The following is a 25,418-nucleotide window of genomic DNA, read 5'->3' on the forward strand; positions in this document are numbered from 1 at the left end:
GGGTCCCTCCGGCGCAGCGCTCACATATGTTGTCGGTCAGATGATATGCACAGCAACCTATCTTCTGTTCCACCTATTCCTGGTAGCCTCGGGACATGGCCGACCCCGAACACCCCGACGCCGCGCCCGACGCCGCCCCCGCCGACGGCGACCTGGGGTGGGCGCTGGCGCTGGTGCTGCGCCGGTGGCACGAGGCGGCCGAGTTCGTCCTCTCCCACCTGCCGCTGGGCGCGCGCGGGTACCACGTGCTGCACGCCGTGGTCCACGAGGAGCCGCCCAACCAGGCCGCCCTCGCCGCGCACTCGGGCATCGACCGCACGGTGATGACCTACGTGATCGACGCCCTGGAGTCCGAGGGGCTGGTCGAGCGCGTCCCCGACCCCGCCGACCGGCGGGCCCGGCGCGTCGTGGCCACCGCCCGCGGGCGCGCCGAGCTGGCCGCGACCGAGAGCCGGGTGCGCCGCGCCGAGGAGGCGGTGCTCAGCGGCCTGTCGGAGGACGAGCGCGCGGTCTTCGCCGACCTGGCCCAGCGCGCGGCCCGCCTGATCCGCACGGAGTCGCCGTCGACCGACCCGTGCGCGGCCGTCCGCCAGGTCCTGGCCGCCGACGGCCTGGGACCCGGCGGCACCGGAGGCGACGGGCCCGCAGGGGCATGAGGGCGGTCGCGCTCGCCTTGCGACGCCCGCCCGCACGCCGACACCCCCCGGGGCCGTTCCGGCCTGCGGCGGCGGGGGTCGGTGCCGGGGCCCGGCCTGGACCCCGTCCAGCCGCATCCGCCGTCACACGGTGTCTCCGACCGAGCAGGTCGGCACGGTCGTTGCAGGTCCGAGCCGCCCTGGCCCACCTTCGGAGCCAGGACCGGCGCCCCGCCGTCGACCGCGCGCATGCCGCGGCCCGAACGCCCCGTCACTGCGGACACCGCCCCCACGCGTTCCGGGACGTATCGCCCACCCGTCGCGGAGTCGGGCGCGGCGCTCTAGAGTGGCATCACCCCAGGCCGGACCCCTTTCCGGCCCCTCCGGAACGCCACCGCCCCGGAAAGGCCGGTGCCCCTGTGTCCGAGCCGCCCGCGCCGCCGCGGTTCTCCCTGCGCCAGCTCGCCTACTTCGTCGCCATCGCCGAGGCGGGCACCCTCACCGAGGCCGCCGAGCGGCTGCACATCTCCCAGCCCGCCGTGTCGCTGGCCCTCAACGACCTGGAGCGCGCGCTCAAAGTGCAGCTGTGCGTCCGGCGCAAGGCGCACGGCGTCACCCTCACCCCCTCCGGCACCAGCCTGCTGGCCCGCGCCCGCCGCCTCCTGCGCGAGGCCGAGGAGCTGGAGGCCGAGGCCAGCGGCGGGGGCGCCCTCACCGGCGTGCTCTCCCTGGGCTGCTACGTCACGCTCGCCCCGACCGTCCTGCCCCCGCTGCTCCAGGGCTTCGCCTCCCGCCACCCCGAGGTCACCGTCGACTTCGCCGAGGACACCCAGGACGTTCTGCAGCGCCGCCTGCTCCGAGGCGAGCTGGACATGGCGGTCCTCTACGACATGGACCTGCTGCCCGAGATGGAGCGCACCGTCCTGTTCTCGGTGCGCCCCCACGTCCTCCTCCCGGCCGACCACCCCATGGCCGACCTGCCCGAGGTGTCGCTGCGCGCCCTGGAGGCCGAACCCATGGTCCTCCTGGACGCGGCCCCCAGCTCCCACCACGCCCTCTCGCTCTTCCACCGCTTCGGCGTGACGCCCAGAGTGCGCCACCGGCCCACCACGTTCGAGACGGCGCGCGCGCTGATCGGCCGCGGCATGGGCTACGGGGTGCTGGTGCAGCGTCCGGCCAACGACCGCACCTATGAGGGCATGCGGGTGGTCGTCAAGGAGATCGCCGAACCCGTCCACGAGGAGGCCGTCGTCCTGGCCTGGCCCCGGAGCATGCGCCTGAACCGGCGGGCGCAGGAGTTCGTCGGGTACTGCCGCCGGCACGGCCCCTCGCGCGCCTCCTGACTAGACCGCGCAGCGGTCCCCACGGGTCAGACCGCTCTCCCAGAAGGGGACGTCCTGCGGCTTCTTGTGCAGCTCCCACCCCTGGACGTGCACACCGGGGCTCTCGTGGAAGAACCGCTCCTGCCACAGCCGCGCCTGGGCCGCCAGCTCCTCCAGCCCCTGCGACCGGGCCTCGGCCGCGCTGGTCTCCAGCAGCGCCTCCACCTCGTCGGAGGTGGTCATCCGCTCGTACCACGCCGTCTGCGCCGAGGTCCCCGGCCCCGACGACGGCGTCGCCGACGGCGACACCTCCGCCTCCTGGAGCGCCTGCGCCCCCTCGTGCCCCAGGGTGGCCCAGACCGCGCGGGCCAGCAGGACCTGTGCGGCGATGCGGCCCCGCTGGTCCCCCGCCTTGCCGCACAGCCGCACCGCGCGCCGCGCGTGGTCCAGCACCAGCGACAGCTCCCGCCCCTCGCGCGGCGGCCCGGTGTAGACCCCCACCGCCATCTGCGGCTCCATCACCGCGTGGAACCGGGTCTGCGCGGTGATGCGGCGCGCCCGCGCCTCCCACCACCGGTCGCCCAGCGCCTCGAAGCCGCTCACCGCCTGGGAGAAGGCGCCCACCGCCCGCTCGGCCTCGCCGACCTCGCTGAGCACCTGGCCCAGCACCAGCCGCGTACGGGCGCTCTCCCGGCCGTGGTTGAGCTCGTGGAACAGCAGCAGGGACCGCTCGGCCAGCTCCAGGCGGGCCTCGGCCCGCCACGGGTCGGCGCCGCGCCGCGACAGCAGGCCGCCCACCAGGGAGCCCAGTCCGCCCCCGGAGCGGCCCTCCCACACCTCGCCGTGGTCCAGCAGGGCCATGCCGCGCAGGCACCGCGCCAGGTGCACGCGCTTGCCCGCGCGCTCGAACCGCTCCCGAAGGGCCTCCAGCAGCCGCCAGGCGTCCTCGTGCCGCCCGTTCACGTTGTGCAGGTCGCCCAGCAGGATGCGGGCGTAGTCGGCCCGCCCCTGGTCGCCCGTCTGGTCGAACCCGGTGATCGCCTGCTGCAGCGGCCCCTCGGCGGCCGCCCCGTCACCGGTGAGCAGGTGCCGCTCGGCGGCGGCGAGGCGGGCCCGCGGGTCGGGCCCGCCGCCCGACGGGCCGCCTCCCGAAGGGGTGCCGGTCGGGTCGGACCAGCGGTCGGGGGCCGGGCGCGGGCGCGGCGGGGACGCCGGCACGGAGGAGGCGGGCGCCGGGTCCGGCGCCCGCGCGGACCCCTGGGACCGCCCGGACGCGTACGGTGCCGCCCCGGCGACGGGAACGGCCTGCGTGTCCTGCTCGGCCGCGGCCGCCCGGCGCGGCGGCGCCACCCGCACGGTGGGCCCGGCCGCGGCGGTGGCGGGGTCGGGGGCGGGCGGCACCTCCTCGGCGCCGGTGAGCATGTCCAGCACGCCCCGGGCGGAGGGCCGCTCGGCCGGGTCCTTCGCCAGGCAGTGCAGCACGATGGTGCGCAGATGCCCGGACAGGGCGCCGGTCTCGGGCGGGCCCTTGATCACCCGCAGCATGCGCGCGCCCACGTTGGGCCCGGGGAAGGCCTGCCCGCCGCTCCCGGCGTAGACCATGGTGGCGCCCCAGGCGAACACGTCGGCCCGGTCGTCGATCTGCCCGCCCTGCAGCTGCTCGGGCGCCATGTAGCCGACCGTGCCCACGGCGGCCGTGGAGGCCGCCCCGGCCTCGGCCAGCCGGGCCACGCCGAAGTCGATCACCCGGGGGCCGTCGTCGGCCAGCATGATGTTGTCCGGTTTGAAGTCGCGGTGCACCACCCCGGCCGCGTGGATGGCCACCAGCGCGGTGGCGGTGTGCACGGCCAGGCGCTCCAGGTCGGCGCCGCTGCGCGGCCCGCTGTCGCGCACCTCGGCCAGCAGCGTGGGACCCTCCACGTACTCCGAGGCGATCCAGGGGCGCTCGGCGTCGGCATCGGCGTCCAGCACCGAGGCGGTGCAGAAGCCGCGCACGCCCCGGGCCGCCTCCAACTCGCGGCGGAACAGCTCGCGGGCGTGGGCGTCCTCCAGCATGTGGGGGTGCAGCTCCTTCACCGCCGCCTGGCGGCCCTCGTCGTCCACCCCCAGGTACACGGTGCCGAACCCGCCCCGCCCGAGCTCCCCGTAGAGGGTGAATCCGCCGAGTCTCCTGGGTCCGTCCGTCATGCGCTCCCCTATTCGCTTCTCCGCCGCTCGCCCGCCCGCGGCGCGCCGCCGCGGGAGGCGTCGAGTACAGAACCCTAGTGCTCCCGCCGCCGTCACAGCAGTCTCGGGGGCGCGACATCACCCGATGTGAGCGCGGATCCGCCGGATGTGGCCAGGGCCCGTGCGGCAGCAGCCCCCGATCAGGCGCNCGCCCCCGCGGCCCGCCAGTCCTCCGCGCCGGACGCGAACGCCTCGGGGTCGGCCGGCCCGGTCCACGCGCGCGCCTGCGCGTCCCAGGACTCCCCCGAGTTGGGGTAGGCCAGGCCCGGCCGCCCCGAGGCCGCGACGGCGGCGGCCACCAGAGAGGTGACGTGCCGGGGGGCCGTGCAGTTCACACCGACGGCGACCACCTGCGGCCGGTCCTTGAACAGCGCGGCGCAGTCGGCGATGGGCGTGCCGTCGCTGACGTGCGCGTCGTCGCGGCCGGAGAAGGACACCCACACCGGCACCTCAGGGCTCTCGTCCATCAGCAGCGCCAGCGCGCGGGCCTCCTCGAAGGACGGCACCGTCTCGCAGGCGAGCAGGTCGGCGCCGGATCCGGCCAGCAGGTGCCAGCGCTCCCGGTGCCAGTCGGCGAGCGCGTCGGCGTCCAGGCCGTAGTCGCCGGTGTACTCCGAGCCGTCGGCGAGCGCCGCGCCGTAGGGGCCGATTCCGGCCGCCACCAGACCGCCCCCGGCCTCGTCCCGCGCCTGGGCGGCCAGACGCACCGAACGGAGCATGAGGGCGGCGGCCTCGTCGCGGCCGATGCCCTGCTCGGCGAAGCCGGTGAAGCTCGCCTGGTAGGACGCCGAGACGGCCACGTCGGCCCCGGCGTCGAAGAAGTCGCGGTGCGCGCGGCGCACCAGGCCGGGGTCGTCGGCCAGCAGCCGCGCCGACCACAGGCCGCCGGACAGGTCGCGGCCGTACTCCTCCAGGCGGGTGGCCAGCCCGCCGTCCAGCACCACGGTCTCCCGGTGTCCGAGCAGCGCCTCCATGGCCGCCACTCTAGAACCGGACGGGGGCCCTTGTGGGCCCGTTCGCGGCAGGAGGAGGCTCGGAACCGAGGGCGCCCGGTCACGGGCGGCAGGCGCGATTCGCCGAGGACGGTGCACATGCTCAAGGTCATCGGCGCGGGATACCCGCGCACCGGAACACTCTCCCTGAAGGCCGCGCTCGAACGGCTCGGGTTCGGCCCCTGCCACCACATGTTCGAGGTGATGAGCCGCCCCGAGCAGAGTGAGCTGTGGTCGCTCACCCCGGGCGAGGGCGAGGCGTCCTGGGACCGCCTCTACGAGGGGTACGTGTCGGCGGTCGACTGGCCGACGGGCTACTACTGGGAAGAGGTCCACCGGGCCAACCCCGACGCCAAGATCCTGCTCACCGTCCGCGACCCCAAGCGCTGGTACAAGAGCGCCTACGAGACCATCTTCCAGTTCGCACCCGCGGCCCTCTCCGGCGGGGAGGAGGCGCCGGACGGGCACGAGCCGGACCCGGAGGCGGTACAGACCATGGAGCGCCTGCAAAGGCTGCACCGGACGCTGCTGGACAGCATGTGGCGCGGGGCCTTCGGTGTCGGTTCCGACGTGGTGCCGGACGAGGCGACGGCCATCGCGGCCTTCGAGCGCCACGTGGAGCACGTCCGCGCGACCGTGCCCGCGGACAACCTGCTGGTGTTCGAGGTGTCGCAGGGGTGGGAGCCGCTGTGCGACTTCCTGGACGTCCCGGTCCCCGAGGGCGAGCCCTTCCCCCGGCTCAACGAGGCCCAGGACCTCAAGGAGCGGCTGGGGAAGGTGATGAAGGGGGAGGCGCCCATCGGCTGAGGCCCCTCCCCCGCCGGGGTGTCACCCCTCGACCGGGCCCAGGCGCACTGTTCCGTCCTCACCCACGCTCCAGCCAGGGTTGTGGCAGATCTCCCACACCACCCCGTTGGGGTCGGCGACGTGCCCGTGGTAACCGCCGAAGTCGGCCTTCTTCGGGCTCTTGACCAGGCGGGCGCCGGCCTTCAGGGCCTGGTCGACCACGACGTCGACCTCCTTCGGGGAGGCGACGTTGTGCGACAGGGTCAGCCCCGCAAGGCGGGCGTCCTCGGGACCGCCCTCCATGTCGGCGGCGAACCTGCCCGCCTCGAAGAGGCCGAGCACCGTGCCGGGGGCGATCTGGAAGAAGATGATCTCCCCCGGCACGTCCATGAGCGGGGTCCACCCGAGCCCGGAGACGTAGAAGTCGCGGGCGGCGTTCAGGTCGGGCGTGGACAGGGTGATGAAGTGGACGGACTGGTTCATGCCCCTGATGATGGCGGTGTGGGGGGTGGGCGGTCTTGAACGAAACGGACACGCGCCGATCGGGGTCCGGCACCGGCGCCCGGTCCTCCTACCGGGAGTTCCCGCCCGCCGGACCCCCGGTCCCGGGGGCCGTGTGCGCATGGGAGCAGCGGATCGGCCCCGGGGGCGGGTACGTCCAACGCGTGCTGCCCGACGCCTGCGCCGACGTGGTGGTGACCGAGGACGGCGGGGCCCGGTTCGTCGGCCCTGCGACAGGGGCCGAGCTGGCCCGCCTGTCCCCCGGGGCGACGGTGCGCGGCCTGCGCCTGCGCCCTTCGGCGATCGGGCCGGTGCTCGGGTGTTCCGCCGAGGCCCTGCGGAACGGGGAGGCCGCCTTGGAGGACGTCCTGCCGTCGGGGGAGGCGCGTCTGCTGGCCGAGCAGGTATGGCACGGCGACTCGCCGGAACTGCGACCGCGCCGAGGTTTCGACGCCCGTGTCCGGACGGCGCTGCGCGCGCTGAGCACGCCCGCGGCATCGGTCGGCGGCTCCGCCGAGGCGGCCGGGGTCTCCGAGCGCCACTTGCGGCGCCTGATGCTGGACGCGACCGGCCTGGACCCGAGGGAGCTGCAACGGGTGATGCGCCTCCAGCGCTTCCTGTCCCTGGCCGACTCCGCCCCGGTGCAGCGCTTGGCGGATTTGGCCGTGCAGGCGGGCTACGCCGACCAGGCCCACCTGAGCCGGGAGGTACGGAGGATGTCCGGTCTCACCCCACGGGCGTTGCTGAGGGAGCGCAGATCGGGTGTGGGGGCCTCATGGCCGGAGGGTTCGTCCTGAGTCTGCTGTAGGTCCCGTCCAGCCGAGGAACGGCACCCCCGCACGTGCGGGGAGCGGAGAGTCACGACCTGAAGGACATGCTCCAGCCGGACAAGGTGCCTCCATCCCCGCGTGCGCGGGGAGCATCTGGAGGCCGTGTGGCGCGACCGGGCGCTGAGGGGTCCATCCCCGCGTGCGCGGGGAGCATCCGACCATCATCTGAATCGAGTAGTACGTGGTGGGTCCATCCCCGCGTGCGCGGGGAGCATCAGACCCGGTCGGCGTACTTGTTCGCGTCGTCGGGTCCATCCCCGCGTGCGCGGGGAGCATGATGCGAGAGGCCATCGTGCCGCCGGGCGCCAAGGTCCATCCCCGCGTGCGCGGGGAGCATGCTCATGCTGCCACCGTACCCAAACCACGTAAGGGTCCATCCCCGCGTGCGCGGGGAGCATGACCGGCGCCCCGCCACCCACTCGGCAGCGTCGGGTCCATCCCCGCGTGCGCGGGGAGCATTCCCACAATCGCGTTTCATCGTCACCCCAATGTGGTCCATCCCCGCGTGCGCGGGGAGCATCCTCGTTGACCTGGGGGAATGGGCCAAGCAACCTCTTGGTTTGAACCACTTTACTCAGCGACCCGCCATCCCGCCGCACCTCACCCAAAGATGTTCCACCAGCGGCGCTTGCGCTTCTCTTCGGCGGCCATTTGCGCCTCCCGTGCGCGTTCGGCGCGCCTCTCCTCTGCCTTGCGCATGTCGGCCGCCTTCCGCTCCCGCCATTCGGCAACGACCTCTTCGACATCAAAAGGCATCATGTTCAGCGGCGGACCGGTGGTGTGGAACTTGACCGTGCGCACGATCTCCTCGTTGATCTCGGCGATGATCCGGCGCGCATCGTCCTCGGTGCGGGCCCCCACCGCCGCGGCCCGCGCCTCCTCGGCCTCCTTGCGGACGCGCAGCGCCGGGGGCAGCGGCGCCACGCCCTCCTCCTCGGTCTTGCGCCGGACCCACCACAGGTCGTCGCGCGGGCGGTCGATGTCCGGGATGGGCTTGCCCGCCCCCGGAAGGCCGTCGAACTCCCCGCGCTCCATGGCCTCGCGGACCTGCTGGTCCGCCCAGGACTCCCACTCCATGCCCGCGGGCTTGCGCTTGCTCATGGCCGCACCCCACCTCCGTGGTCCATCGGGGCCGGGCACCGTTCCGCACCCGACCTTCATGATACGCCTGTATCATGAAGGTGTGCCAGCCCGGCACCGCCTCCGACGAACCCCCGAAAGGACACCCGTGCCCCGAACCGTCGACCACGGCCAGCGGCGGGCCGACATCTGCGACGCCCTGGTCCGCGCCGCCGCGCGCGACGGGCTGCACGCGGTGACCATGCGGTCGGTGGCCGCCGAGGCCGGGGTGTCGCTCCGCCTGGTGCAGTACTACTTCGAGAACAAGGGCGGCCTCATGCACGCCGCACTGCTCCACCTCGAAGAGCGCAGCCACCGGCGGTGGAACGAACGGCTCGCCGCCCTCCCCTCCCCCGCCCCGGCCCGTGCGCGCGTGCACGCCTTCGTCGCCGAGGCGATCCCCGACGACGAGGAGAGCCGCGTGTTCCATCTGCTGTGGACCTCCTTCGCCGTCCTGGCCATGACCGACCCCGCACTGGCCGAGCAGCCCTTCGTCTCCGGCCCCGAACGCCTGGAGCGCCAACTGGCCGACCTGCTCACGGAGGCCCGCGCAGACGGCGGCCTCCCCACCGACCGCGACCCGGCGATGGAGGCGCCCCGCCTGCTGGCACTCACCCACGGCCTGGGCACCGACGTCCTCACCGGGCGCCTCACCTCCGATCGCGCCCTCGCCGTCGCCGAGTACCACGTGGACCGGGTCTTCGACACGCGGAGCACTGAGGGACCGCCCCACATCTCCTGAGGACCCCGCCCGGGTACACGCCCGCGCCCAGGCGGCATGATGCCCCCATGCACGAGACCCACCCCCTGGCCGGGCCCGCCCACGACGACGAGCGCGACGACGCACTGCACTGGACCGGAGCCGTCGAGCTGGCGCGCATGATCCGGGAGCGCCGGGTGTCGGCCCGCGAGGCCGTCGCGGCGCACCTGGACCGGATCGCCGCCGTCGACCCGCAGGTGAACGCGGTCGTGACGGTGTGCGCCGACCGCGCGATGGACGAGGCCGCCGCCGCGGACGAACGCCTGGCCTCGGGGGTCGCCCCGGGCCCCCTGCACGGCCTGCCCGTCGCGGTCAAGGACACCCACGCCGTGGCGGGCGTGCGCACCACGCTGGGCTCCCCGGTCTTCGCCGACCATGTCCCCGACGCCGACGACCTGGTGGTGGAGCGGATGCGCGCCGCCGGGGCGATCGTGGTCGGCAAGACCAACGTGCCCGAGTTCGCCGCCGGATCGCACACCTTCAACCCGGTCTTCGGCACCACGCGCAACCCGTACGCCCCCACCCGCTCCGCCGGCGGCAGCAGCGGGGGCGCGGCGGCGGCGCTGGCGGCCGGGCTGGTCCCGGTCGCCGAGGGGTCGGACATGGGCGGGTCGCTGCGCAACCCGGCGTCGTTCACGAACGTGGTCGGCCTGAGGCCGTCTCCGGGGCGGGTACCGGCGTGGCCGTCGGCGCTCCCCTGGGAGACGCTGTCGACGCCCGGACCGATGGGGCGGACCGTCGCCGACACGGCGCTGCTCCTGTCGGTGCTCGCCGGGCCGGACCCCAGGGCGCCGATGGCGCTGCAGGAGCCGGGGGCGGCGTTCGCCGAACCGGGGCCGGGCGGGGTGCGCGGCGCACGTGTGGCGGTGGCGCCGGATTTCGGCGGGCTGCTGCCGGTCGCCCCCGAGGTGGCGGAGGTCGTCGCCGGGGCGGCCGGGACGCTGGAGCGGCTCGGCGCCTCGGTCGAGGAGGCGCTGCCCGACTTCTCCGGCGCGGACGAGGTCTTCCGGACGCTGCGCGCCTGGCAGTTCCATCTGGCGTTCGGCCCGGTGATCGAGGCGCACCCGGGCAAGGTCAAGGAGGCGGTCGTGCGCAACGCGGCCGAGGGGGCGGCGCTGACGGGTGAGCAGGTAGGGCGCGCCAAGGAGGGCCTGGCGGAGCTGTACCACCGGTTCCGCGTGTTCTTCGAGCGCTACGACCTGCTGTTGCTGCCGGTGAGCCAGCTTCCCCCGTTCGATGCCGGCCTGGAGTACCCGGCCGAGGTCGCGGGTCGGCCGATGGGCGACTACCTGGAGTGGATGGCCTCGTGCTTCTGGGTGACGGTCACCGGGTGCCCTGCGCTGTCGGTCCCGGGCGGCTTCACACGGGAAGGGCTGCCCGTGGGCGTGCAGATGGTCGGGCCGCACCGCTCGGAGCGGCGCCTGCTCGGCCATGCTTCGGCGTTCGAGGAGGCGACGGGCCACTGGAGACGGCGCCCGGACCTGGGGTGAGACCGTGGCGGGGGCGTAGGTGCGAATCAAGCGCTGCCTTGACAGCGTAGATCCGTTCCCATCCGGGCATACCCAATGCCCGAATCCACTCGTCCTGCGCCCGGAACGCCCCGTGAGGACCCGCCCGGCGCCCCGGACAGCGGGCAACCGAATGCGGGGCCGGTAACGGCGGAACCGGAACCCACCTTCCGGGCACCTCGGGCGGCCGGAGGCATCCTGCGTGGCGGAATCGCCACACAATCGCTGATCAGGTGGCGATTCCGCCACGCAGGATCACCGAAGCCCTACCCGCGCGCCCGGCATGCCCGGAATGCGGTGTCCAGCGGGCCGCTCCTCCGGGCCCACCCACCGGCCCGATCGCCGCCGCGAACGCGCCCGACCACCCGCCGACCCCACCGCCCGGCCCACCCGCACCGCAAGGGAGCCGTCAGCCGACCGACAGGGCCGGGGAACCGCCCAGCTCCGCCATCGCCGCCCATCGCAGCGACCACGCACACACCGCGCACCCGACAGCGCTGCAGCGCGGGCCGACCTGTCCGGCCATCCGCTCCGCCCCCTGCTCCGGCCAGGGGCGCCTACCGCTCGCCGCCCTCCCCCGCCAACAGCGCCGACGCCGAGGCGCGCAGCGAGGCGCGCAGGCCGTCCTCACTCATGCCGCCGGTGATCAGGCGACGGAGCTGTCCGGCGCCCACGGCCCAGTTCACCAGGGACAGCAGCATGAACAGCAGCACCTCCGGGGCCATGTCCGCGCGCACGCGGCCGCGGCGCTGGGCCTCGGCGACCACCTCGACCTTGCGGCGGTAGCGCTCGGTCCGCCAGTCCTCCGCCGGGACCGGGCCCTCGGTGTAGTGCAGCTCCTCCCACATCAGCAGCCGCAGGTACTCGGGCTGCTCGCGGTTGTAGTCGTGGACGCGCACCACGTACTCGGCGAGGTCGTCGCCCTCCTGCAGCGGCACCGCGGCCGACAGCCGCGAGCAGGCGTCCGAGAGCACCGTGGTGAACAGCCGCTCCTTGCCGCCGAAGTAGTCGTAGATCGCCCGCTTGTTGGCCTCGGCCGCGGCGGCGATCCGGTCCACCCGGGCGCCCGCGATCCCGTGGTCGGCGAACTCCCGTGTGGCCGCCCTGAGGATGCGGGCCTTGGTGGCGGCGGCGTCGTATCCCATGGGAGGCAGCTTACATTTCCGAACCAGATGGTTCGTTCTCTCGGAGTGCGGGTGTAGGGTCGACCGCGCCACAAAGCGAACCATCTGGTTCGTTCATTCCACGTCCCTCCGGAGGCCGACCATGTCCGCGAATCCCGCAGCCGCGCACCCGACCGGCGCCGGAACCGGAACCGACGACGCCACCGCAGCGCCCACCGCGCCCGGCACCCCCGGTACGCACGGCACGCCCGGAGCCCCGACGGGTATCTCCGGAACGCTCACCGCCGTGCTCGCGCTGGCCTGCGCGGTGACGGTGGCCAACATCTACCTCAGCGCCCCGCTGCTCGGACTGGTCTCCGACACCATGGGCATCACCGCCGACCACGCCGGGCTGGTGACCACCGCCGGGCAGCTCGGCTACGCGCTGGGCCTCCTGTTCCTGCTGCCGCTCAGCGACACGGTGCGGCGGCGCCCCTTACTCATCGCTCTGGTCGCCGGAACCGTCGGCGCCCTGGCCACCGCCGCGGCGGCCCCCGGGCTGCCCGCGCTCGCCGCCGCGATGCTCGCGGCGGGGGCCTTCACCGTCATCCCGCAACTCCTCGTGCCCGTCGCCGCGGGCCTGGCCGGACCCGAGCGGCGCGGGAGGGTGGTCTCCGTTCTCCAGGCCGGGGTCTTCACCGGCGCGATCGCCGCACGCGTGGTCGGCGGCTCCTTCGGCGAGTTCGCCGGGTGGCGTCCGGTCTTCGTCGCGGCGGCGGGGGNGCGCGCTGACCATCGCCCTGCTCCCCCGCGCGGCCGACGCCCCCGCGACCGCCCCGGGAACCGCGCGCCCGTCCTACCCGGCGCTGCTGGCGTCCCTGCCCGGCCTGCTGCGCGTCTCGGCGCTGCGCCGGTCGCTGCTGTTCCAGGGCGCGGCCTTCGCGGCGTTCAACATGGTCTGGACGGCGCTGGTCTTCCTGCTCACCGGGCCCGGGTTCGGGTTCTCGACGCTCGGGGCCTCGCTCTTCGGCGCCTTCGGGGCGTTCGGCATCCTGGTGGCGCCCGTCGCCGGTCGGGCGATCGACCGGTTCGGCACCTGGCCGGTGCGGGGCGCCGGTCTGGCGGCGATCACGGCCGGGGCCGCCCTGCTGATGGCGGCGCACCTGGGGCCGCCCGTGGCGGCCGTGGGCATCGCGGTCCTCTACGCCGGGCTCCAGGCCGCCCAGGTCGGCAACCAGACCGCGGTGCTGGCGTCCAACCCCGAGGCCGGGGGCCGGATGAACACGGTCTTCATGTTCGGGACCTTCCTGGCCGGTGCCGCCGGGTCGGGCGTGGGCGCGGCCCTGTACGAGGCGGCCGGGTGGGTCGCCGCCGCCGGGGCGGCGACGGCCACCGTCGCCCTCGCCCTGGCAGCGTGGGGCCTGCTCACGGCAGTGGACCGCCGCCGCTGACCTGTCATCGGCGACCTGTCACCATTGACCGCCGCCGCCCCGCCGCCACGACCGCGCCGACTCCGCCGAAGGCTCCGGGACCGCCCGTCAGGGCGCCCCGGGGCACTCAGCGGCGACCCTCTCCGCCTTGAGGCGTTCGGCACCGGGCGGGCACACCTCGTACGCCCATCCCCGCCTCTCGAAGGCCCAGACGCCCCGCGCGGAGATGTCGGCCCGCCCCTTGAGCACGCCATGTGGGCACTGGTGGCGCAGGTGGCGCAGGTGGCGCCGTCCTCGCCGTCCGGACCGGCGCCGGCTCACCCGTTCGCGCCCCCGGTCCGGGACGCGAGGTAGGCGCCGGAGGCAGGCAGGAACATGGCCGCCAGAGCAACCGGAACGGCGGCGATGTGCACCGCCCGGACGGCGAAGTAGGCCAGTCGTGCACCGTCCGCCTGCGCGAGGGCCGCCGCGGGGTCGCCCCCGCCCGCGAACCAGGCGGCGAGTGGGACCACCAGAGTCCCGAAGCCGATGACCCCGAGAAGGACCGTGAGGGCGATCCGCGCCCAGGCCCGGCCCCGGTAGAGGAGGAGGACGAGCGCCGCGGCCCCCGAGTAGACGGCGACGCGCAGGGCGATCGCGGCGGCGAGCCCGGCGGTCATGCCCTCGTCGAGCAGCATGCCGGTGGCCCCGATGACGGATTCGACGACGCCCGCGCCGATCGCGACCAGCCAGAACAGGCAGGCGATGCGCAACGCGCGGGGCGCGGATCCCGGCTCGCCCCGGGCTTCCAGCGCCCCGGAGGGAGAGGCCGGTTGCGGAGTGGTGACCGTGCGGGGCATGTGCGCCTCCAAGGGGGGCCGATGTCGGGTCCCACCCTCGGGCACGGCAGCCCTGCCCGTCAGGAGAGCGTTCACGTGGACCGGTGAGTGGTGCGCGCACCACTCACCGGCGGCGCCGGGGCGCCTCGCCCATCCGCACCGGGGGCACCCCCTCGGTCACTCCTCGGCCACGAGCGTGTTCTGGCAGGCGGTCAGGAGCCACTCCCCCTCCTCCTTGGCCATGACGTACAGCGGGCTGCCCTCGGGCCCCACCTGTTCCCCGTCCGGCCCCCGGTAGCGCTGGCGCACCTTGACGGCGGCCACGTCGGGGCGGATGAAGAGCACGTTCAGCACCTCGTAGGTGGGGGTGTTCCCCTGCATCGCGCCGGGGAGCACCTTGCGGGTGAAGGCGGCGATCTCCTCCCGGCCGATCAGTCGCCTTCCGTGCCCCGTGGTCCAGACGGCGTCGCCGCGGAAGTGCCGGAGGAACCCCTCGGGGAGCTCGTTGCGCTGCGCGTGCTCGATCCCGGCGACGACCTTCTCGATCGCCGCGACCTCGGCCTCCGCGTCGGCGGGGGCGTTCTCCGTCTTCTCGAACTCCGTGGTGTCCATGGCCCCACCCTCGGACATCAAGTTCCCTTGAGGTCAAGGCTCCGGGTGCGGTGACCGCCGTCGCACCGCGGCCCGCCGACCGCGACGGCCCGGACCTCCCCGGACCGCTCCGGCGCGGCAGGGCTCAGTCGCCGGCCGCGCCCTCCAGCAGCACCTGGGCCACCGCGCTGTCCGTCACCAGGGTCGACACCAGGCCGCTCTTGAGCGCCGCTCCGATCGCCCTGGCCTTGGCCCCGTCCCCCGCACCGGCGACCGCGACCACCTCAGGGACCTTGCGCAGCTGTTCGGCCCGGATGCTGATCACACGCTCGTCCAGGTCGCAGTGGACCGGCTCGCCTTCGGCGTCGATCAGCTGGGCCGACACCTCGGCGCGCACCCCCAGGCCGTCGTAGCGGGCCCGCGAGTCCGGGTCGAGGGCCTGGTAGACCGTCGAGTTCCGCTCGTCCCAGCCGCCGATGGCCACCACCGCCGTGGTCAGCCGGTCGTAGTGGGCGAACGCGGCCGCGATGCCCGGGTCGGCGCGCAGCGTCGCCGCCGTGGCCGCGTCCGGGAGGATGAGCGGGGCGTACACCGGGTAGGCCGGGCCGCCCGAGAGCGACGCCGCCCGGCGCACCGCCTCCACCGACCCGCCGCCCTCGGCGAACTCCGAGAGCACGCCGTTGAGCTGCACCACCGTGCACCGGGGCAGCTCGGCCAGCTCGGCGCCCATCGCCTGGAGCACCCGGCTCCAGGCCAGGCCCAGCACCTCGCCGGGGCGCACGATCTCCGGCAGCAGGCGCGCGGCGGCCGACCCCAGCGCCCTGCGGGTCTCCAGCGGGTCCTCGGCCGCCTCCACGACGATGGCGCGGTGCAGACCGTAGGCCTGCCGCAGCCGCTCCGACAGCGCACCGTCGAGACGCTCGGGCAGGCGCACGTCGATGCGCACGATGCCCGCGCCGCGGGCCGCCTCCAGGTCCCGGGCGACCTTGAAGCGGCTCAGCCCGAACTCCTCGGCGATCTCCACCTTCGAGCGCCCGTCCAGGTAGAACCTGCGGGCGATCGCGGCCAGCCGCACCATCTCCGCGGGACCGCTCGGGGCGGCCTCCTGCGCCTCACTCCGCCGTTCGCTCATATGCGCAGCAGTGTACTCGATCGAGCGCCGCGCATTGACACCGCATTTCCGATGGGTTTTCAATACACGAAACATCTGTGACACACGCCGCTCACATGAGCGGTCTCGGTCACGCCCGTCCCCGACCCCTGGAGAACCCTCGTGCGTGCCGCCGTCATCTCCCAGCCCGGATCCGTCGCCGTGGGCGAACGGCCCGACCCCGTACCCGCTCCCGGCGGAGTGGTGGTCCGCGTCGGCGCCTGCGGGATCTGCGGCACCGACCTGCACATCGCCGACGGCGAGTTCCCGCCCAGCCCCTACCCGCTGGTCCCCGGGCACGAGTTCGCCGGGACCGTCGCCGCCGTCGGCGAGGGCGCCCCCGGCGGCCTGCGCCCCGGCGACCGGGTGGCCGTGGACCCCTCCCTGTTCTGCGGCCACTGCACCCCCTGCCGGTCCGGGCGCGGCAACCTCTGCGCCAACTGGGGCGCCACCGGCGACACCGTCGACGGCGCCTTCGCCGAGTACGTCGCCGTCCCCGCCGCCAACTGCCACCGGCTCCCCGACTCGGTCAGCATGCGCCAGGGCGCCCTGGTCGAGCCGCTGTCGTGCGCGGTGCACGGCGTGCGCCGCATCGGCGCCGCGGTCGGCGAGCGCTTCCTGGTGGTGGGCGCCGGGACCATGGGGCTGCTCCTGCAACAGCTCCTGCAGGGCTCCGGCGCGCGCGTCACCGTCGTGGACCGCAACCCCCGCCGCCTGGCGATCGCCGCCGACCTGGGCGCCGATGCCACCGCGGAGGACACCGCCGACCTGGACGACGAGCGCTTCGACGCCGCGGTCGACGTCACCGGGGCGCCGCAGGCCATCGAGGCCGCGTTCTCCTCCCTGCGGCGGGGCGGGCGGCTGCTCGTCTTCGGCGTGGCCGCCGACGACGCGCTGGTGTCGCTGTCGCCCTTCCGCATCTACAACGACGAGATCACCATCGTCGGCTCGATGGCGGTGCTCAACAGCTTCGGCACCGCCGTGGACCTCATCGGCCAGGGCGCGATCGAGACCGCCCCGCTGCTGACCGACGCGCTGCCGCTGGAGAAGTTCCCCGAGGCGCTGGACATGATGCGCTCGGGGGCCGGTGTGAAGATCCAGGTCGTCCCCGGCGCCGAGGGCGGCGCGGACACCGGCGGCGCCTCCTGAGACCCGAAGCGATCGGAAGAGGCAGCACAGTGCACCCCACGCGCTCCATCCCCATCGCCCGCACGGCCGCCGTCGCCGCCGCCGGGCTGCTGCTCACCGGATGCGCCGGGGCCGGCGCCACCGGTTCCGGCGGCGACACCGTCCGGCTGACCGTCGCCATCGTCTCCAACCCCCAGATGCAGGACGCGATCTCGCTGCAGGACCGGTTCCGCGAGGAGAACCCGGGCATCGAGGTCGACTTCGTCTCGCTGCCGGAGAACGAGGCGCGCGCGAAGATCACCACGTCGGTGGCGACCGGCGGCGGCGAGTTCGACGCCGTGATGATCAGCAACTACGAGACCCGCCAGTGGGCCGAGTTCGGCTGGCTGGAGAACCTGCAGCCCTACATCGACGCCTCCGAGGGCTACGACGACGAGGACTTCATCCCCTCCATCCGCGAGGACCTCTCCCACGAGGGGGACATGTACTCGGTCCCCTTCTACGGCGAGTCGTCCTTCCTGGCCTACCGCGAGGACCTCTTCGAGGAGGCCGGGGTCGAGATGCCGGAGAACCCCACCTGGGAGGAGGTGGCCGGCCTGGCGGCCGAGCTGGACGGCGTCGAGCCGGGCGTGTCCGGGATCTGCATGCGCGGCCTGGCCGGGTGGGGCGAGATGCTCAGCCCGTTCAACAGCATGCTCAACACCTTCGGCGGCCGGTGGTACGACCGGGGCTGGAACGCCGAGCTGGACTCGCCCGAGTTCCGCCGCACCGCGGACTTCTACGTGGACCTGGTGCGCGAGCACGGCCAGCCCGGCGCCGCCAACAGCGGCTTCGGCGACTGCCTGAACCGGTACGCCCAGGGGCGGGCCGCCATGTTCTACGACTCGACCTCCATGGTGAGCACCATCGAGGACGACAGCGCCGGGAACGTGGCCGGGCTCAACGGCTACGCCCCGGCCCCGGTGGCCGAGACCGACTACGGCGGCTGGCTCTACACCTGGTCGCTGGGCATCCCCGCCACCTCCGAGCACAAGGAGGAGGCCTGGCGGTTCCTGGAGTGGATGACCGACAAGGACTACATCCGCCTGGTGGCCGACGAGTACGGGTGGCAGCGGGTCCCGCCGGGCAACCGGCTGTCGACCTTCGACGAGCCCGGGTACCAGGAGGCCGCGGGCGCCTACGCCGGACCCATGCTGCAGGGCATCGAGCAGGCCGACCCCGCCGACCCGGGCACGCGCCCCGTCCCCTACCAGGGCATCGGCTTCCTCGCCATCCCCGAGTTCCAGGACCTGGGCACCCGCGTCAGCCAGCAGCTCAGTGCCGCGATCGCCGGTCAGGTCACCGTCGGCGAGGCGCTCGCGCAGAGCCAGCGCTACGCCCAGGACGTCGGCGACACCTACAAGGAGGACGAGCGATGAGCGCTGCGACCGCGCCCGCGCGCGAGGCCCCCGCGGCGCCCGCCCGGCGGCCCGAGAAGGAGCGGGGCCGGCGCGCGGCCGGGTGGGCGCGGCGCGCGCCCCTCCTGCCCGCCCTGGTGTTCCTGGTGGCCACCACGCAGCTGCCGTTCCTGGCGACGATCGTCTACTCGCTGCGGTCGTGGAACCTGCTGCGGCCCGACTCCCAGGCGTGGGTGGGCCTGGCCAACTACGCCCGCGTCTTCACCGACCGCCAGTTCCTCGGGGCGGCGGCCAACACGGTGCTGATCACCGCCTCGTGCGTGGTGGTGGCGATGCTGCTGGGGATCGGCCTGGCGCTGCTGCTGGACCGCCCGTTCCGGGGGCGCGGGGTGGTGCGCACGATGATCATCACCCCGTTCCTGGTGCTGCCGGTGGCCACGGCGCTGCTGTGGAAGCACATCATGTTCGAGCCGGTGTTCGGCCTGGTGAACTTCGTGCTGGGGCCGCTGGGCGCCGGGGACACCGACTGGGTGTCGCAGTCGCCGGTGCTCTCGGTGGTGGTGGCCCTGGTGTGGCAGTGGACGCCGTTCATGACCCTGCTGGTGCTGGCCGGCCTGCAGAGCCAGGGGCGCGACGTGATCGAGGCCGGTCAGGTCGACGGGGCCTCCCGGTGGCAGATGTTCGCCTGGATCACCCTGCCGCACCTGCGCCGCTACATCGAACTGGGGGTGCTGCTCGGGTCGGTCTACGTGGTCAACACCTTCGACACGATCTACATGATGACCCAGGGCGGCCCGGGGACCGCCAGCTCCAACCTGCCCTTCTACATCTACCAGCGGACCTTCCTCGGGTTCGACATCGGACAGTCGGCGGCCATGGGGGTCGTGGTGGTGGTCGGCACCATCATCGTGGCCATGCTCGCCCTGCGGCTGATCTTCCGGACCTTCATGAACGCACAGGAGGCGAGAACGTGACCGCCCTGAGCCCCCAGCGCCCGGCGCGCCGCCCCCGCGGGAGCGCGCGCGGCACCGCCCTGACCGCGGCCACCTGGGCGATCGCGCTGCTGTTCGTCTCACCGGTGCTGTGGCTGGTGCTGACCGCCTTCAAGGAGGAGAACCAGGCGGCGACCGACCCGCCCACGCTGTTCTTCCAGCCGACCCTGGACCGGTTCACCGCGGTCCTGGGCGCCGACTTCCTGCCGTACGCGGGCAACTCGCTGATCGCCACCGTCGCCTCGACCGTGCTGGTCCTGGTGCTGGGGCTGCCCGCCGCCTACGCGCTGTCGATCGCACCGGTCAAGCGCACCCAGGACGTGCTGTTCTTCTTCATCTCCACCAAGATGCTGCCGGTGGTGGCCGTCGTGGTGCCGATCTATGTGGCCGCCTCGTGGCTGTCCATGCTGGACAACGTGTGGACCCTGGTCGTGCTCTACACGGCGATGAACCTGCCGATCGCGGTGTGGATGCTGCGCTCGTTCTTCCTGGAGGTGCCCGGCGCCATCGTGGAGGCCGCGCGGGTGGAGGGGGCCGGGCTGGGCCGCATCCTGTGGTCGGTGATGCTGCCGGTGATGGCGCCCGGCATCGCCGCCACCGCGCTGATCTGCACGATCTTCGCGTGGAACGAGTTCTTCTTCGCGGTGAACCTGACCGCCGCCCAGGCGGCGACCGTGCCGGTCTTCCTGACCGGGTTCATCACCAGCGAGGGCCTGTTCATCGCGCAGCTGTCGGCGGCGGCGGTCATGGCCTCGCTGCCCATCGTGGTGGTGGGCTGGACCGCCCAGCGGCAGCTGGTGCGGGGCCTGTCGATGGGCGCGGTGAAGTAGGGGCCGACGGCGGGGGCGGCGGGCCGCGGGCCCGGCCGNCCCTGGTCGTGCTCTACACGGCGATGACCCTGCCGATCGCGGTGTGGATGCTGCGCTCGTTCTTCCTGGAGGTGCCCGGCGCCATCGTGGAGGCCGCGCGGGTGGAGGGGGCCGGGCTGGGCCGCATCCTGTGGTCGGTGATGCTGCCGGTGATGGCGCCCGGCATCGCCGCCACCGCGCTGATCTGCACGATCTTCGCGTGGAACGAGTTCTTCTTCGCGGTGAACCTGACCGCCGCCCAGGCGGCGACCGTGCCGGTCTTCCTGACCGGGTTCATCACCAGCGAGGGCCTGTTCATCGCGCAGCTGTCGGCGGCGGCGGTCATGGCCTCGCTGCCCATCGTGGTGGTGGGCTGGACCGCCCAGCGGCAGCTGGTGCGGGGCCTGTCGATGGGCGCGGTGAAGTAGGGGCCGACGGCGGGGGCGGCGGGCCGCGGGCCCGGCCGCCCCGCCATGATGGGGAACCGTCGGACAGTCCCGGTCCCGGTGGGGCGGTGCTCGGCACCGCCGCGCCGGGGCCGCCGAACGTCGGGAGTCACATGATCATCGTCTGCGGCGAGGCCCTGGTGGACCTCATCCCCGGGGACTCCCCCGCCGACTGGCGGGCGCTGCCGGGCGGCGGCGCCGCCAACGCCGCCATCGCGCTGAACCGGCTGGGCGCCCGCGCGCCCCTGCTCTGCCGCCTGTCGCGGGACCACTTCGGGCGGATGCTCCGCGCCCACCTGGAGGAGAACGGGGTGGACCTGAGGTGGGCGGTGGACGCCCCCGAGCAGACCACCCTGGCCTTCGTCGCGTTCGACGACTCCGGGTCGGCCGAGTACACCTTCTACGCGGCGGGCACCGCCGACTGGCAGTGGTCGCCCGTGGAGCTGCCGTCGCAGACCGCGGGGGCGTGCGTGCACGTGGGCACCCTGGCCACGGTGCTGGAGCCCGGCGCCTCGGTGCTGCGGTCGTGGCTGCGCGCGCGGCGCGGACAGACCGTGGTCTCCTACGACGTCAACGTGCGCGCCGTGGCCTGCCCGGACATGGACGCCTACCGGGAGAACGCGCGCGGCTGGTGCGATGTGGCGCACGTGCTCAAGGCCAGCGCCGACGACCTCGCGCTGCTGTTCCCCGGGCGCGACCCGGTGGAGGCGGCCCAGGCGCTCGTGGAGGAGCACGGCCTGCGGCTGGCGCTGGTCACCCTCGGCGGCGAGGGCGCGGTGGCGGTGCTGCCCGGCCGGGAGCCGCTGCGGGCCGCCGCGCCGCCGGTGGACGTGGTCGACACCGTCGGGGCGGGCGACGCCTTCATCGGCGCCTACCTGGCCGAGCTGGAACGGCGCGGGTTCCTGGAGGGCCCGGCGGCGCTGGAGGAGATGGGCCCGGACGCCGCCTCCGAGGCGCTGGTGTTCGCCGCGAACGCGGCCGCCCTGGCGTGCACGCGCGCGGGCTCCTCCCCGCCCGGCCGGGCCGAGGTGGAAGCCGCCCTCGGAAAAGCGGTCTCTTAGGGTGTGGCGGGTAATGGCCGCCACACCACGTTCCCTGGAGCGCACCCCCGGCGTGAGGGGCGCCCCCTGTCCCCTGAGGGAGATCGCATGGCACTCGTAGCGGGCGTCGACAGCTCGACCCAGGCCACCAAGATCGTCGTCCGGCGCGCCGAGGACGGAGCCCTCGTGCGCACCGGACGCGCCCCGCACCCCGACGGCACCGAGGTCGACCCCGAGGCCTGGTGGCGCGCGTTCGAGGAGGCCTCCTCGGGCGGGCTGCTGGAGGGCGTCGAGGCGATCGCGGTCGCCGCCCAGCAGCACGGGCTGGTGGCCCTGGACGAGGAGGGGCGCGTGGTGCGCCCGGCGCTGCTGTGGAACGACACGCGGGCGGCCGGCGCCGCCGCCGACCTGGTCGCCGAGCTGGGCGGGCCCAAGGCGTGGGCCGACGCCGTGGGCAGCGTGCCGGTGTCCAGCTTCACCGTGGCCAAGCTGCGCTGGCTGGCCGCGAACGAGCCGGAGAACGCCTCCCGGGTGGCCGAGGCGGTGCTGCCGCACGACTGGCTGACGCGGCGGATCACCGGGGCCGCGCAGGCGGTGACCGACCGCGGCGACGCCTCGGGGACCGGGTACTACTCCCCCGCCGAGGGCGCCTACCGTGACGACCTGGTGCGCCTGGCGCTCGGGCACGACGTGCGGCTGCCCCGCGTGGCCGCGCCGGGCGAGGCGCTGGAGTGCGCCCCGGCGCCGGGCCGGGAGGACGTGCGCGCGGTGGGGGTCGGCACCGGCGACAACATGGGGGCGGGCCTGGGGCTCGGGCTGCGCCCGGGCGACGTGGCGGTGTCGGTGGGCACGTCGGGAACCGCCTTCGCGTCGGTCCCGGCGCCCACGGCGGACGCGAGCGGGCTGGTGTCCGGGTTCGCCGACGCCGAGGGGGGCTTCCTCCCGCTGGTGTGCACGCTGAACGCGGCGCGCGTGCTGGAGGCCGGGGCGGCGGCCCTGCAGGTCGGCCGCGAGGAGTTCGACCGGCTGGCGCTCTCCGCCGACCCGGGCGCCGAGGGGCTGGTGCTGCTGCCGTACCTGGAGGGGGAGCGCACGCCGAACCTCCCGGACGCGACCGGGCGGCTGGACGGCCTCACGGGGGCCAACCTGCGCCCCGCCAACATCGCGCGGGCGTTCGTGGAGGGCATGCTGTGCGGCCTGGCCGACGCGGCGGACGCGCTGGCGGACAACGGCGTCCCGGTGGAGCGGGTCCTGCTCATCGGCGGCGGCGCCCGTTCGGAGGCGGTCAAGGCGCTGGCGCCGCGGGTGTTCGGGCGGCCGGTGCTGGTGCCCGAGGACAGCGAGTACGTGGCCGACGGGGCCGCGCGGCAGGCCGCGTGGGCGCTGCTGGGCGGCGCCGAGCCGCCGGAGTGGGGCAGGGGCGCGAAGGCGGAGGAGCGGACCGGCGAGCCCGCCCCGCAGGTGCGGGAGCGCTACGCCGAGGTCCGCGCGCGGCTGGAGTCGCAGGAGGCGTGAGGCCGGGGCGGCGGGGCCGGGTCCCGCCGCCCCGGCCGGTCTCACACGGTCCCGGAGGGCGCCCGCGGCGGCGTGTCCGCTCCGCTCTGCGGGTCCTGCGCGAGCGGCTCGCGCCCGCCCTGGTCGAGGCGGAACGGCGGGTAGGTGTCGGTCATGAGGGCGACGTACGCCCCGACGCGTATCGCCCACCGCGCGATGCCCATGAGGAGGTCGAACAGCCCCTGCGGGTAGCGGCCCGTGAACAGCAGCGCGACCGCCACGATCAGGAGCAGGACCGTCGTCAGGCCGATCCCGCTCGCGGCCGCCTCCGCGGCGACCGCCCCGTACCCCTTGTCCCCGCCGTCCATGACGACGAAGGTCGTACCGCCGAGGAAGGCCATGAGGACCAGGTAGTGCGGGATCGCGAGCAGCCACCACTTGACCAGGACCAGGCCCCGCGACAGCCGCCCGGGTTCGGCGATGTACAGCCGCGCGGGGTAGTCCTCGGCCGCTCCGAGGGTGAAGGGCGGGTAGCGGTCGGTGCCGAGCACGGCGTAGCCGTAGTAGTCGACGCGCCACGACCAGCGCAGCACGCCGAGGTTGAAGCGGAAGATCCAGCCCGGATAGCGGGCGTTGATCAGGATCCCGACGAACGCCACGACGGTGAGCAGCAGGAAGGCGACCCACAGGAAGAAGAGGATGATGTAGTGCGGTATCGCCAGGAGCCACTTCACCAGCCACATCCAGCGGCTCCGGCCGTCCAGGTCGCCTTCGATCCGGACCGGGGTGGTCGCCATCTCACTGCCCTCCACAGACAGGGAACATTGCTGCGCACGGCCCGGTGAAGGGCCGTCCCCCCGGGACGCCGAGCCCGTAGGCGGCGGTCTCCAGTGGAACGCGGGAGGGCGGCCCGGTTTAAGGGGTGAACAGCCTCCAGCACGGGGACTTTCGGGCACATCGCCCCTGCGTCGCGGGGCCCAGGGCCTGCCCGGAGTTCTGCCGGGTCCCGCCGTGACTCCCCCCGGCGGCCCCACCGGCCCGGATCCCCGTTGCTCTCGGGGAAGTCGGGCTGAAGAACTCCTAACAGGATGGGGCAGTGCGTGGTCTGATCATCCCGGGGGCGATGATCTGGAGGGTGTGCGGCGGCCGGGCCGAGGCCGTGGGATGTCGATGACCAGCTCGGGTCCAGGATCGAGCCCTTGCTTCCCCGAGCCGAGCGCCGTTTCCGGCATCCCGGGCGGAAGCGGCTCGATGACCGCAAGGCCTTCCAGGGCGTCCTGTTCGTCCTGCACACCGGCATCGCCTGGGAGCACCTGCCCGCGGAGTCGGGTTTCGGCTCCGGGACGACCTGCCGGCGGCCGCTGGAGGAGTGGAACGCCGCCGGAGTGCGGGAGCGCCTGCGCGAGGTACCGCTGGACGAGCTGCGCGGGGCCGATGCGCTGGACTTCTCCCGCGCGGCGGTCGGTTCCTCCCCTATCCGGGCGTTGAAAGGGGGTGCCGCGCGGGACCTTCCTGTCCCGGGCGCGCACGTCGGCGACCGGGGGCGAGCTGCTGCGGCTGGACCGGAGCCTGCGCCGACACGGCCTGGAGGGCGCCGACCTGAGACGGGCGGGCCTGACGCGGCTGTGCTCGTACGTGCTGGCGCTGCCCACCGCCGAACGGCAGGAGCGCCGCGAGGAGCTGAAAGGGGGTCGGCGACGGGACCAAGCCCGGTAGACCGGGGCAGGACGGGCAGCAAGCACCAAAGGAAGAGGCCGGGCGGGGGAACTTCGGACAGGACACAGGAACCCGCCGTCAGCGAGCACCGGTGAGCGCCCTCCCTACGGGGCGGGCATTCCTTCGCCCCGTGGCGGTCGCACCGACCCGGTCGGGCCCGGCCACGCCGCTCTGAGGGACGCACCCGCCGATGACCGGCCACCGGATCCGTGACGGTGCGTGAACGGACGTGCAGGGGCGCGTGGCGGGCGCACCCCGGCCTCCACCGGGGGCGGAGGCGACACGAAAACCCCATGAATCGGGCGCTCGCGGGCTGCTAGCCTCACTCCGGGCCGACCGTGGGACTTCGGCGCGACTTCCGGATTTCGCCTCTATCGCGACCATCACGCAGTTCGCTCCCCTCCTCCCCGGTCGGCCTCCCCCCGACCCCCGCGGAGCGGCGATGCGCGAGACCCCGAACGGCGACACCTACACCGACCTGCTCGCCTGCGAGGACGTGCTCAGGTTCGCCAACGCCGCGATCAGCGGGACCGGCCAGCGCGAGTTCCGCGACGGCGCCGCCGAGCAGCGGCTCACCCTGGACTTC

Annotated in this window: 22 protein-coding genes, 4 pseudogenes and 1 CRISPR repeat array; of the genes and pseudogenes, 17 read left to right on the plus strand and 9 right to left on the minus strand. The window is 74.3% G+C overall.

The window, feature by feature from the left end; all coding sequences use genetic code 11:
* Window positions 1-95 precede the first annotated feature (95 nt).
* Window positions 96-656: a MarR family winged helix-turn-helix transcriptional regulator gene (locus tag D476_RS0110385; RefSeq protein WP_017623886.1), complete on the plus strand. Its 561-nt coding sequence runs from the start codon at window positions 96-98 to the stop codon at window positions 654-656.
* 398 nt (window positions 657-1,054) lie between these two features.
* Window positions 1,055-1,978 (plus strand): LysR family transcriptional regulator, encoded by a 924-nt coding sequence (locus D476_RS0110390; RefSeq protein WP_017623887.1) that lies wholly within the window; start codon window positions 1,055-1,057, stop codon window positions 1,976-1,978.
* Here the strand turns inward: D476_RS0110390 and D476_RS35560 are convergent, their stop codons facing one another.
* Together D476_RS35560 and mmuM are read right to left on the minus strand one after the other, a co-directional pair.
* Window positions 1,979-4,144, minus strand: a complete 2,166-nt coding sequence (locus D476_RS35560; RefSeq protein ID WP_051061683.1) for a serine/threonine-protein kinase — start codon at window positions 4,142-4,144, stop codon at window positions 1,979-1,981. It lies immediately after the preceding gene.
* A gap of 117 nt (window positions 4,145-4,261) precedes the next feature.
* Window positions 4,262-5,157, minus strand: a pseudogene (gene mmuM / locus D476_RS32845) (homocysteine S-methyltransferase).
* A gap of 117 nt (window positions 5,158-5,274) precedes the next feature.
* Between mmuM and D476_RS0110405 the strand changes: the two are divergent.
* Window positions 5,275-5,982 carry a sulfotransferase family protein gene (locus D476_RS0110405; RefSeq protein WP_017623889.1) on the plus strand — a complete coding sequence of 236 codons (708 nt, stop codon included), beginning with the start codon at window positions 5,275-5,277 and terminating at the stop codon, window positions 5,980-5,982.
* 21 nt (window positions 5,983-6,003) lie between these two features.
* Here D476_RS0110405 and D476_RS0110410 read toward each other — a convergent pair whose 3' ends face one another.
* Window positions 6,004-6,444 (minus strand): VOC family protein, encoded by a 441-nt coding sequence (locus tag D476_RS0110410; protein WP_017623890.1) that lies wholly within the window; start codon window positions 6,442-6,444, stop codon window positions 6,004-6,006.
* Between the two features lie 35 nt (window positions 6,445-6,479).
* Between D476_RS0110410 and D476_RS0110415 the strand changes: the two genes are divergently transcribed.
* Window positions 6,480-7,259 (plus strand): helix-turn-helix transcriptional regulator, encoded by a 780-nt coding sequence (locus D476_RS0110415; RefSeq protein WP_017623891.1) that lies wholly within the window; start codon window positions 6,480-6,482, stop codon window positions 7,257-7,259.
* A 97-nt stretch (window positions 7,260-7,356) separates the two neighbouring features.
* Window positions 7,357-7,812: a CRISPR direct-repeat array (repeat unit 29 nt; unit sequence GGGTCCATCCCCGCGTGCGCGGGGAGCAT).
* Between the two features lie 80 nt (window positions 7,813-7,892).
* Here D476_RS0110415 and D476_RS0110420 read toward each other — a convergent pair.
* Window positions 7,893-8,393 (minus strand): DnaJ family domain-containing protein, encoded by a 501-nt coding sequence (locus D476_RS0110420; RefSeq protein WP_017623892.1) that lies wholly within the window; start codon window positions 8,391-8,393, stop codon window positions 7,893-7,895.
* A 127-nt stretch (window positions 8,394-8,520) separates the two neighbouring features.
* On the opposite strand from D476_RS0110420, the gene D476_RS0110425 reads away from it, so the two are divergent.
* Together D476_RS0110425 and D476_RS0110430 are read left to right on the plus strand one after the other, a co-directional pair.
* The gene (locus tag D476_RS0110425) at window positions 8,521-9,153 is read left to right on the plus strand and encodes a TetR/AcrR family transcriptional regulator (RefSeq protein WP_017623893.1); all 633 of its coding nucleotides are present in this window, start codon (window positions 8,521-8,523) and stop codon (window positions 9,151-9,153) included.
* Window positions 9,154-9,200: 47 nt separating this feature from the next.
* A complete protein-coding gene (locus D476_RS0110430) occupies window positions 9,201-10,661 on the plus strand; it encodes an amidase (protein ID WP_017623894.1) in 1,461 nt (486 codons plus the stop codon).
* 575 nt (window positions 10,662-11,236) lie between these two features.
* On the opposite strand, the gene D476_RS0110435 is transcribed toward D476_RS0110430, so the two are convergent.
* Window positions 11,237-11,824 (minus strand): TetR family transcriptional regulator, encoded by a 588-nt coding sequence (locus D476_RS0110435; protein WP_017623895.1) that lies wholly within the window; start codon window positions 11,822-11,824, stop codon window positions 11,237-11,239.
* 121 nt (window positions 11,825-11,945) lie between these two features.
* Between D476_RS0110435 and D476_RS38890 the strand changes: the two are divergent.
* Window positions 11,946-12,503 (plus strand): annotated as a pseudogene (locus D476_RS38890) (MFS transporter); the annotation flags it as partial.
* A 157-nt stretch (window positions 12,504-12,660) separates the two neighbouring features.
* Window positions 12,661-13,233: a hypothetical protein gene (locus D476_RS38895; RefSeq protein ID WP_338036239.1), complete on the plus strand. Its 573-nt coding sequence runs from the start codon at window positions 12,661-12,663 to the stop codon at window positions 13,231-13,233.
* Between the two features lie 296 nt (window positions 13,234-13,529).
* Here the strand turns inward: D476_RS38895 and D476_RS32855 are convergent, their stop codons facing one another.
* From D476_RS32855 to D476_RS0110455, 3 genes are all read right to left on the minus strand, one after another.
* Window positions 13,530-14,051: a hypothetical protein gene (locus tag D476_RS32855; protein ID WP_152529304.1), complete on the minus strand. Its 522-nt coding sequence runs from the start codon at window positions 14,049-14,051 to the stop codon at window positions 13,530-13,532.
* A gap of 156 nt (window positions 14,052-14,207) precedes the next feature.
* Window positions 14,208-14,642 (minus strand): SgcJ/EcaC family oxidoreductase, encoded by a 435-nt coding sequence (locus D476_RS0110450; protein WP_040725942.1) that lies wholly within the window; start codon window positions 14,640-14,642, stop codon window positions 14,208-14,210.
* A gap of 124 nt (window positions 14,643-14,766) precedes the next feature.
* Window positions 14,767-15,699, minus strand: a complete 933-nt coding sequence (locus D476_RS0110455; RefSeq protein ID WP_192826373.1) for a sugar-binding transcriptional regulator — start codon at window positions 15,697-15,699, stop codon at window positions 14,767-14,769.
* Window positions 15,700-15,894: 195 nt separating this feature from the next.
* Here D476_RS0110455 and D476_RS0110460 point away from each other — a divergent pair, with 195 nt between their 5' ends.
* The 7 genes and pseudogenes from D476_RS0110460 to xylB all read left to right on the plus strand — a co-directional run bounded on the left by D476_RS0110460 (window position 15,895) and on the right by xylB (window position 23,137).
* Complete coding sequence (locus D476_RS0110460) at window positions 15,895-16,920, plus strand: zinc-dependent alcohol dehydrogenase family protein (RefSeq protein ID WP_017623903.1); 1,026 nt, start codon at window positions 15,895-15,897, stop codon at window positions 16,918-16,920.
* A 29-nt stretch (window positions 16,921-16,949) separates the two neighbouring features.
* Window positions 16,950-18,317 carry an ABC transporter substrate-binding protein gene (locus tag D476_RS0110465; RefSeq protein WP_017623904.1) on the plus strand — a complete coding sequence of 456 codons (1,368 nt, stop codon included), beginning with the start codon at window positions 16,950-16,952 and terminating at the stop codon, window positions 18,315-18,317.
* Window positions 18,314-19,270 (plus strand): carbohydrate ABC transporter permease, encoded by a 957-nt coding sequence (locus tag D476_RS0110470; protein ID WP_017623905.1) that lies wholly within the window; start codon window positions 18,314-18,316, stop codon window positions 19,268-19,270. Before D476_RS0110465 ends, D476_RS0110470 begins: the two co-directional genes overlap by 4 nt.
* Window positions 19,267-20,118 carry a carbohydrate ABC transporter permease gene (locus D476_RS0110475; RefSeq protein ID WP_017623906.1) on the plus strand — a complete coding sequence of 284 codons (852 nt, stop codon included), beginning with the start codon at window positions 19,267-19,269 and terminating at the stop codon, window positions 20,116-20,118. Before D476_RS0110470 ends, D476_RS0110475 begins: the two co-directional genes overlap by 4 nt.
* A 41-nt stretch (window positions 20,119-20,159) precedes the next feature.
* Window positions 20,160-20,564 (plus strand): annotated as a pseudogene (locus D476_RS32860) (carbohydrate ABC transporter permease); the annotation flags it as partial.
* 131 nt (window positions 20,565-20,695) lie between these two features.
* The gene (locus D476_RS0110485; protein ID WP_017623908.1) at window positions 20,696-21,643 is read left to right on the plus strand and encodes a PfkB family carbohydrate kinase; all 948 of its coding nucleotides are present in this window, start codon (window positions 20,696-20,698) and stop codon (window positions 21,641-21,643) included.
* Between the two features lie 87 nt (window positions 21,644-21,730).
* Window positions 21,731-23,137 (plus strand): xylulokinase, encoded by a 1,407-nt coding sequence (gene xylB / locus D476_RS0110490; RefSeq protein ID WP_017623909.1) that lies wholly within the window; start codon window positions 21,731-21,733, stop codon window positions 23,135-23,137.
* A gap of 41 nt (window positions 23,138-23,178) precedes the next feature.
* Here xylB and D476_RS0110495 read toward each other — a convergent pair whose 3' ends face one another.
* The gene (locus D476_RS0110495; RefSeq protein ID WP_017623910.1) at window positions 23,179-23,913 is read right to left on the minus strand and encodes a DUF4389 domain-containing protein; all 735 of its coding nucleotides are present in this window, start codon (window positions 23,911-23,913) and stop codon (window positions 23,179-23,181) included.
* Window positions 23,914-24,300: 387 nt separating this feature from the next.
* Between D476_RS0110495 and D476_RS40060 the strand changes: the two are divergent.
* Window positions 24,301-24,504 (plus strand): annotated as a pseudogene (locus tag D476_RS40060) (transposase); the annotation flags it as partial.
* Window positions 24,505-24,610: 106 nt separating this feature from the next.
* Window positions 24,611-24,832 (plus strand): hypothetical protein, encoded by a 222-nt coding sequence (locus D476_RS38905; RefSeq protein ID WP_026123402.1) that lies wholly within the window; start codon window positions 24,611-24,613, stop codon window positions 24,830-24,832.
* The last annotated feature ends 586 nt before the right edge of the window (window positions 24,833-25,418 follow it).

The sequence above is a fragment of the Nocardiopsis chromatogenes YIM 90109 genome (assembly GCF_000341185.1).
Lineage (GTDB): Bacteria > Actinomycetota > Actinomycetes > Streptosporangiales > Streptosporangiaceae > Nocardiopsis_A > Nocardiopsis_A chromatogenes.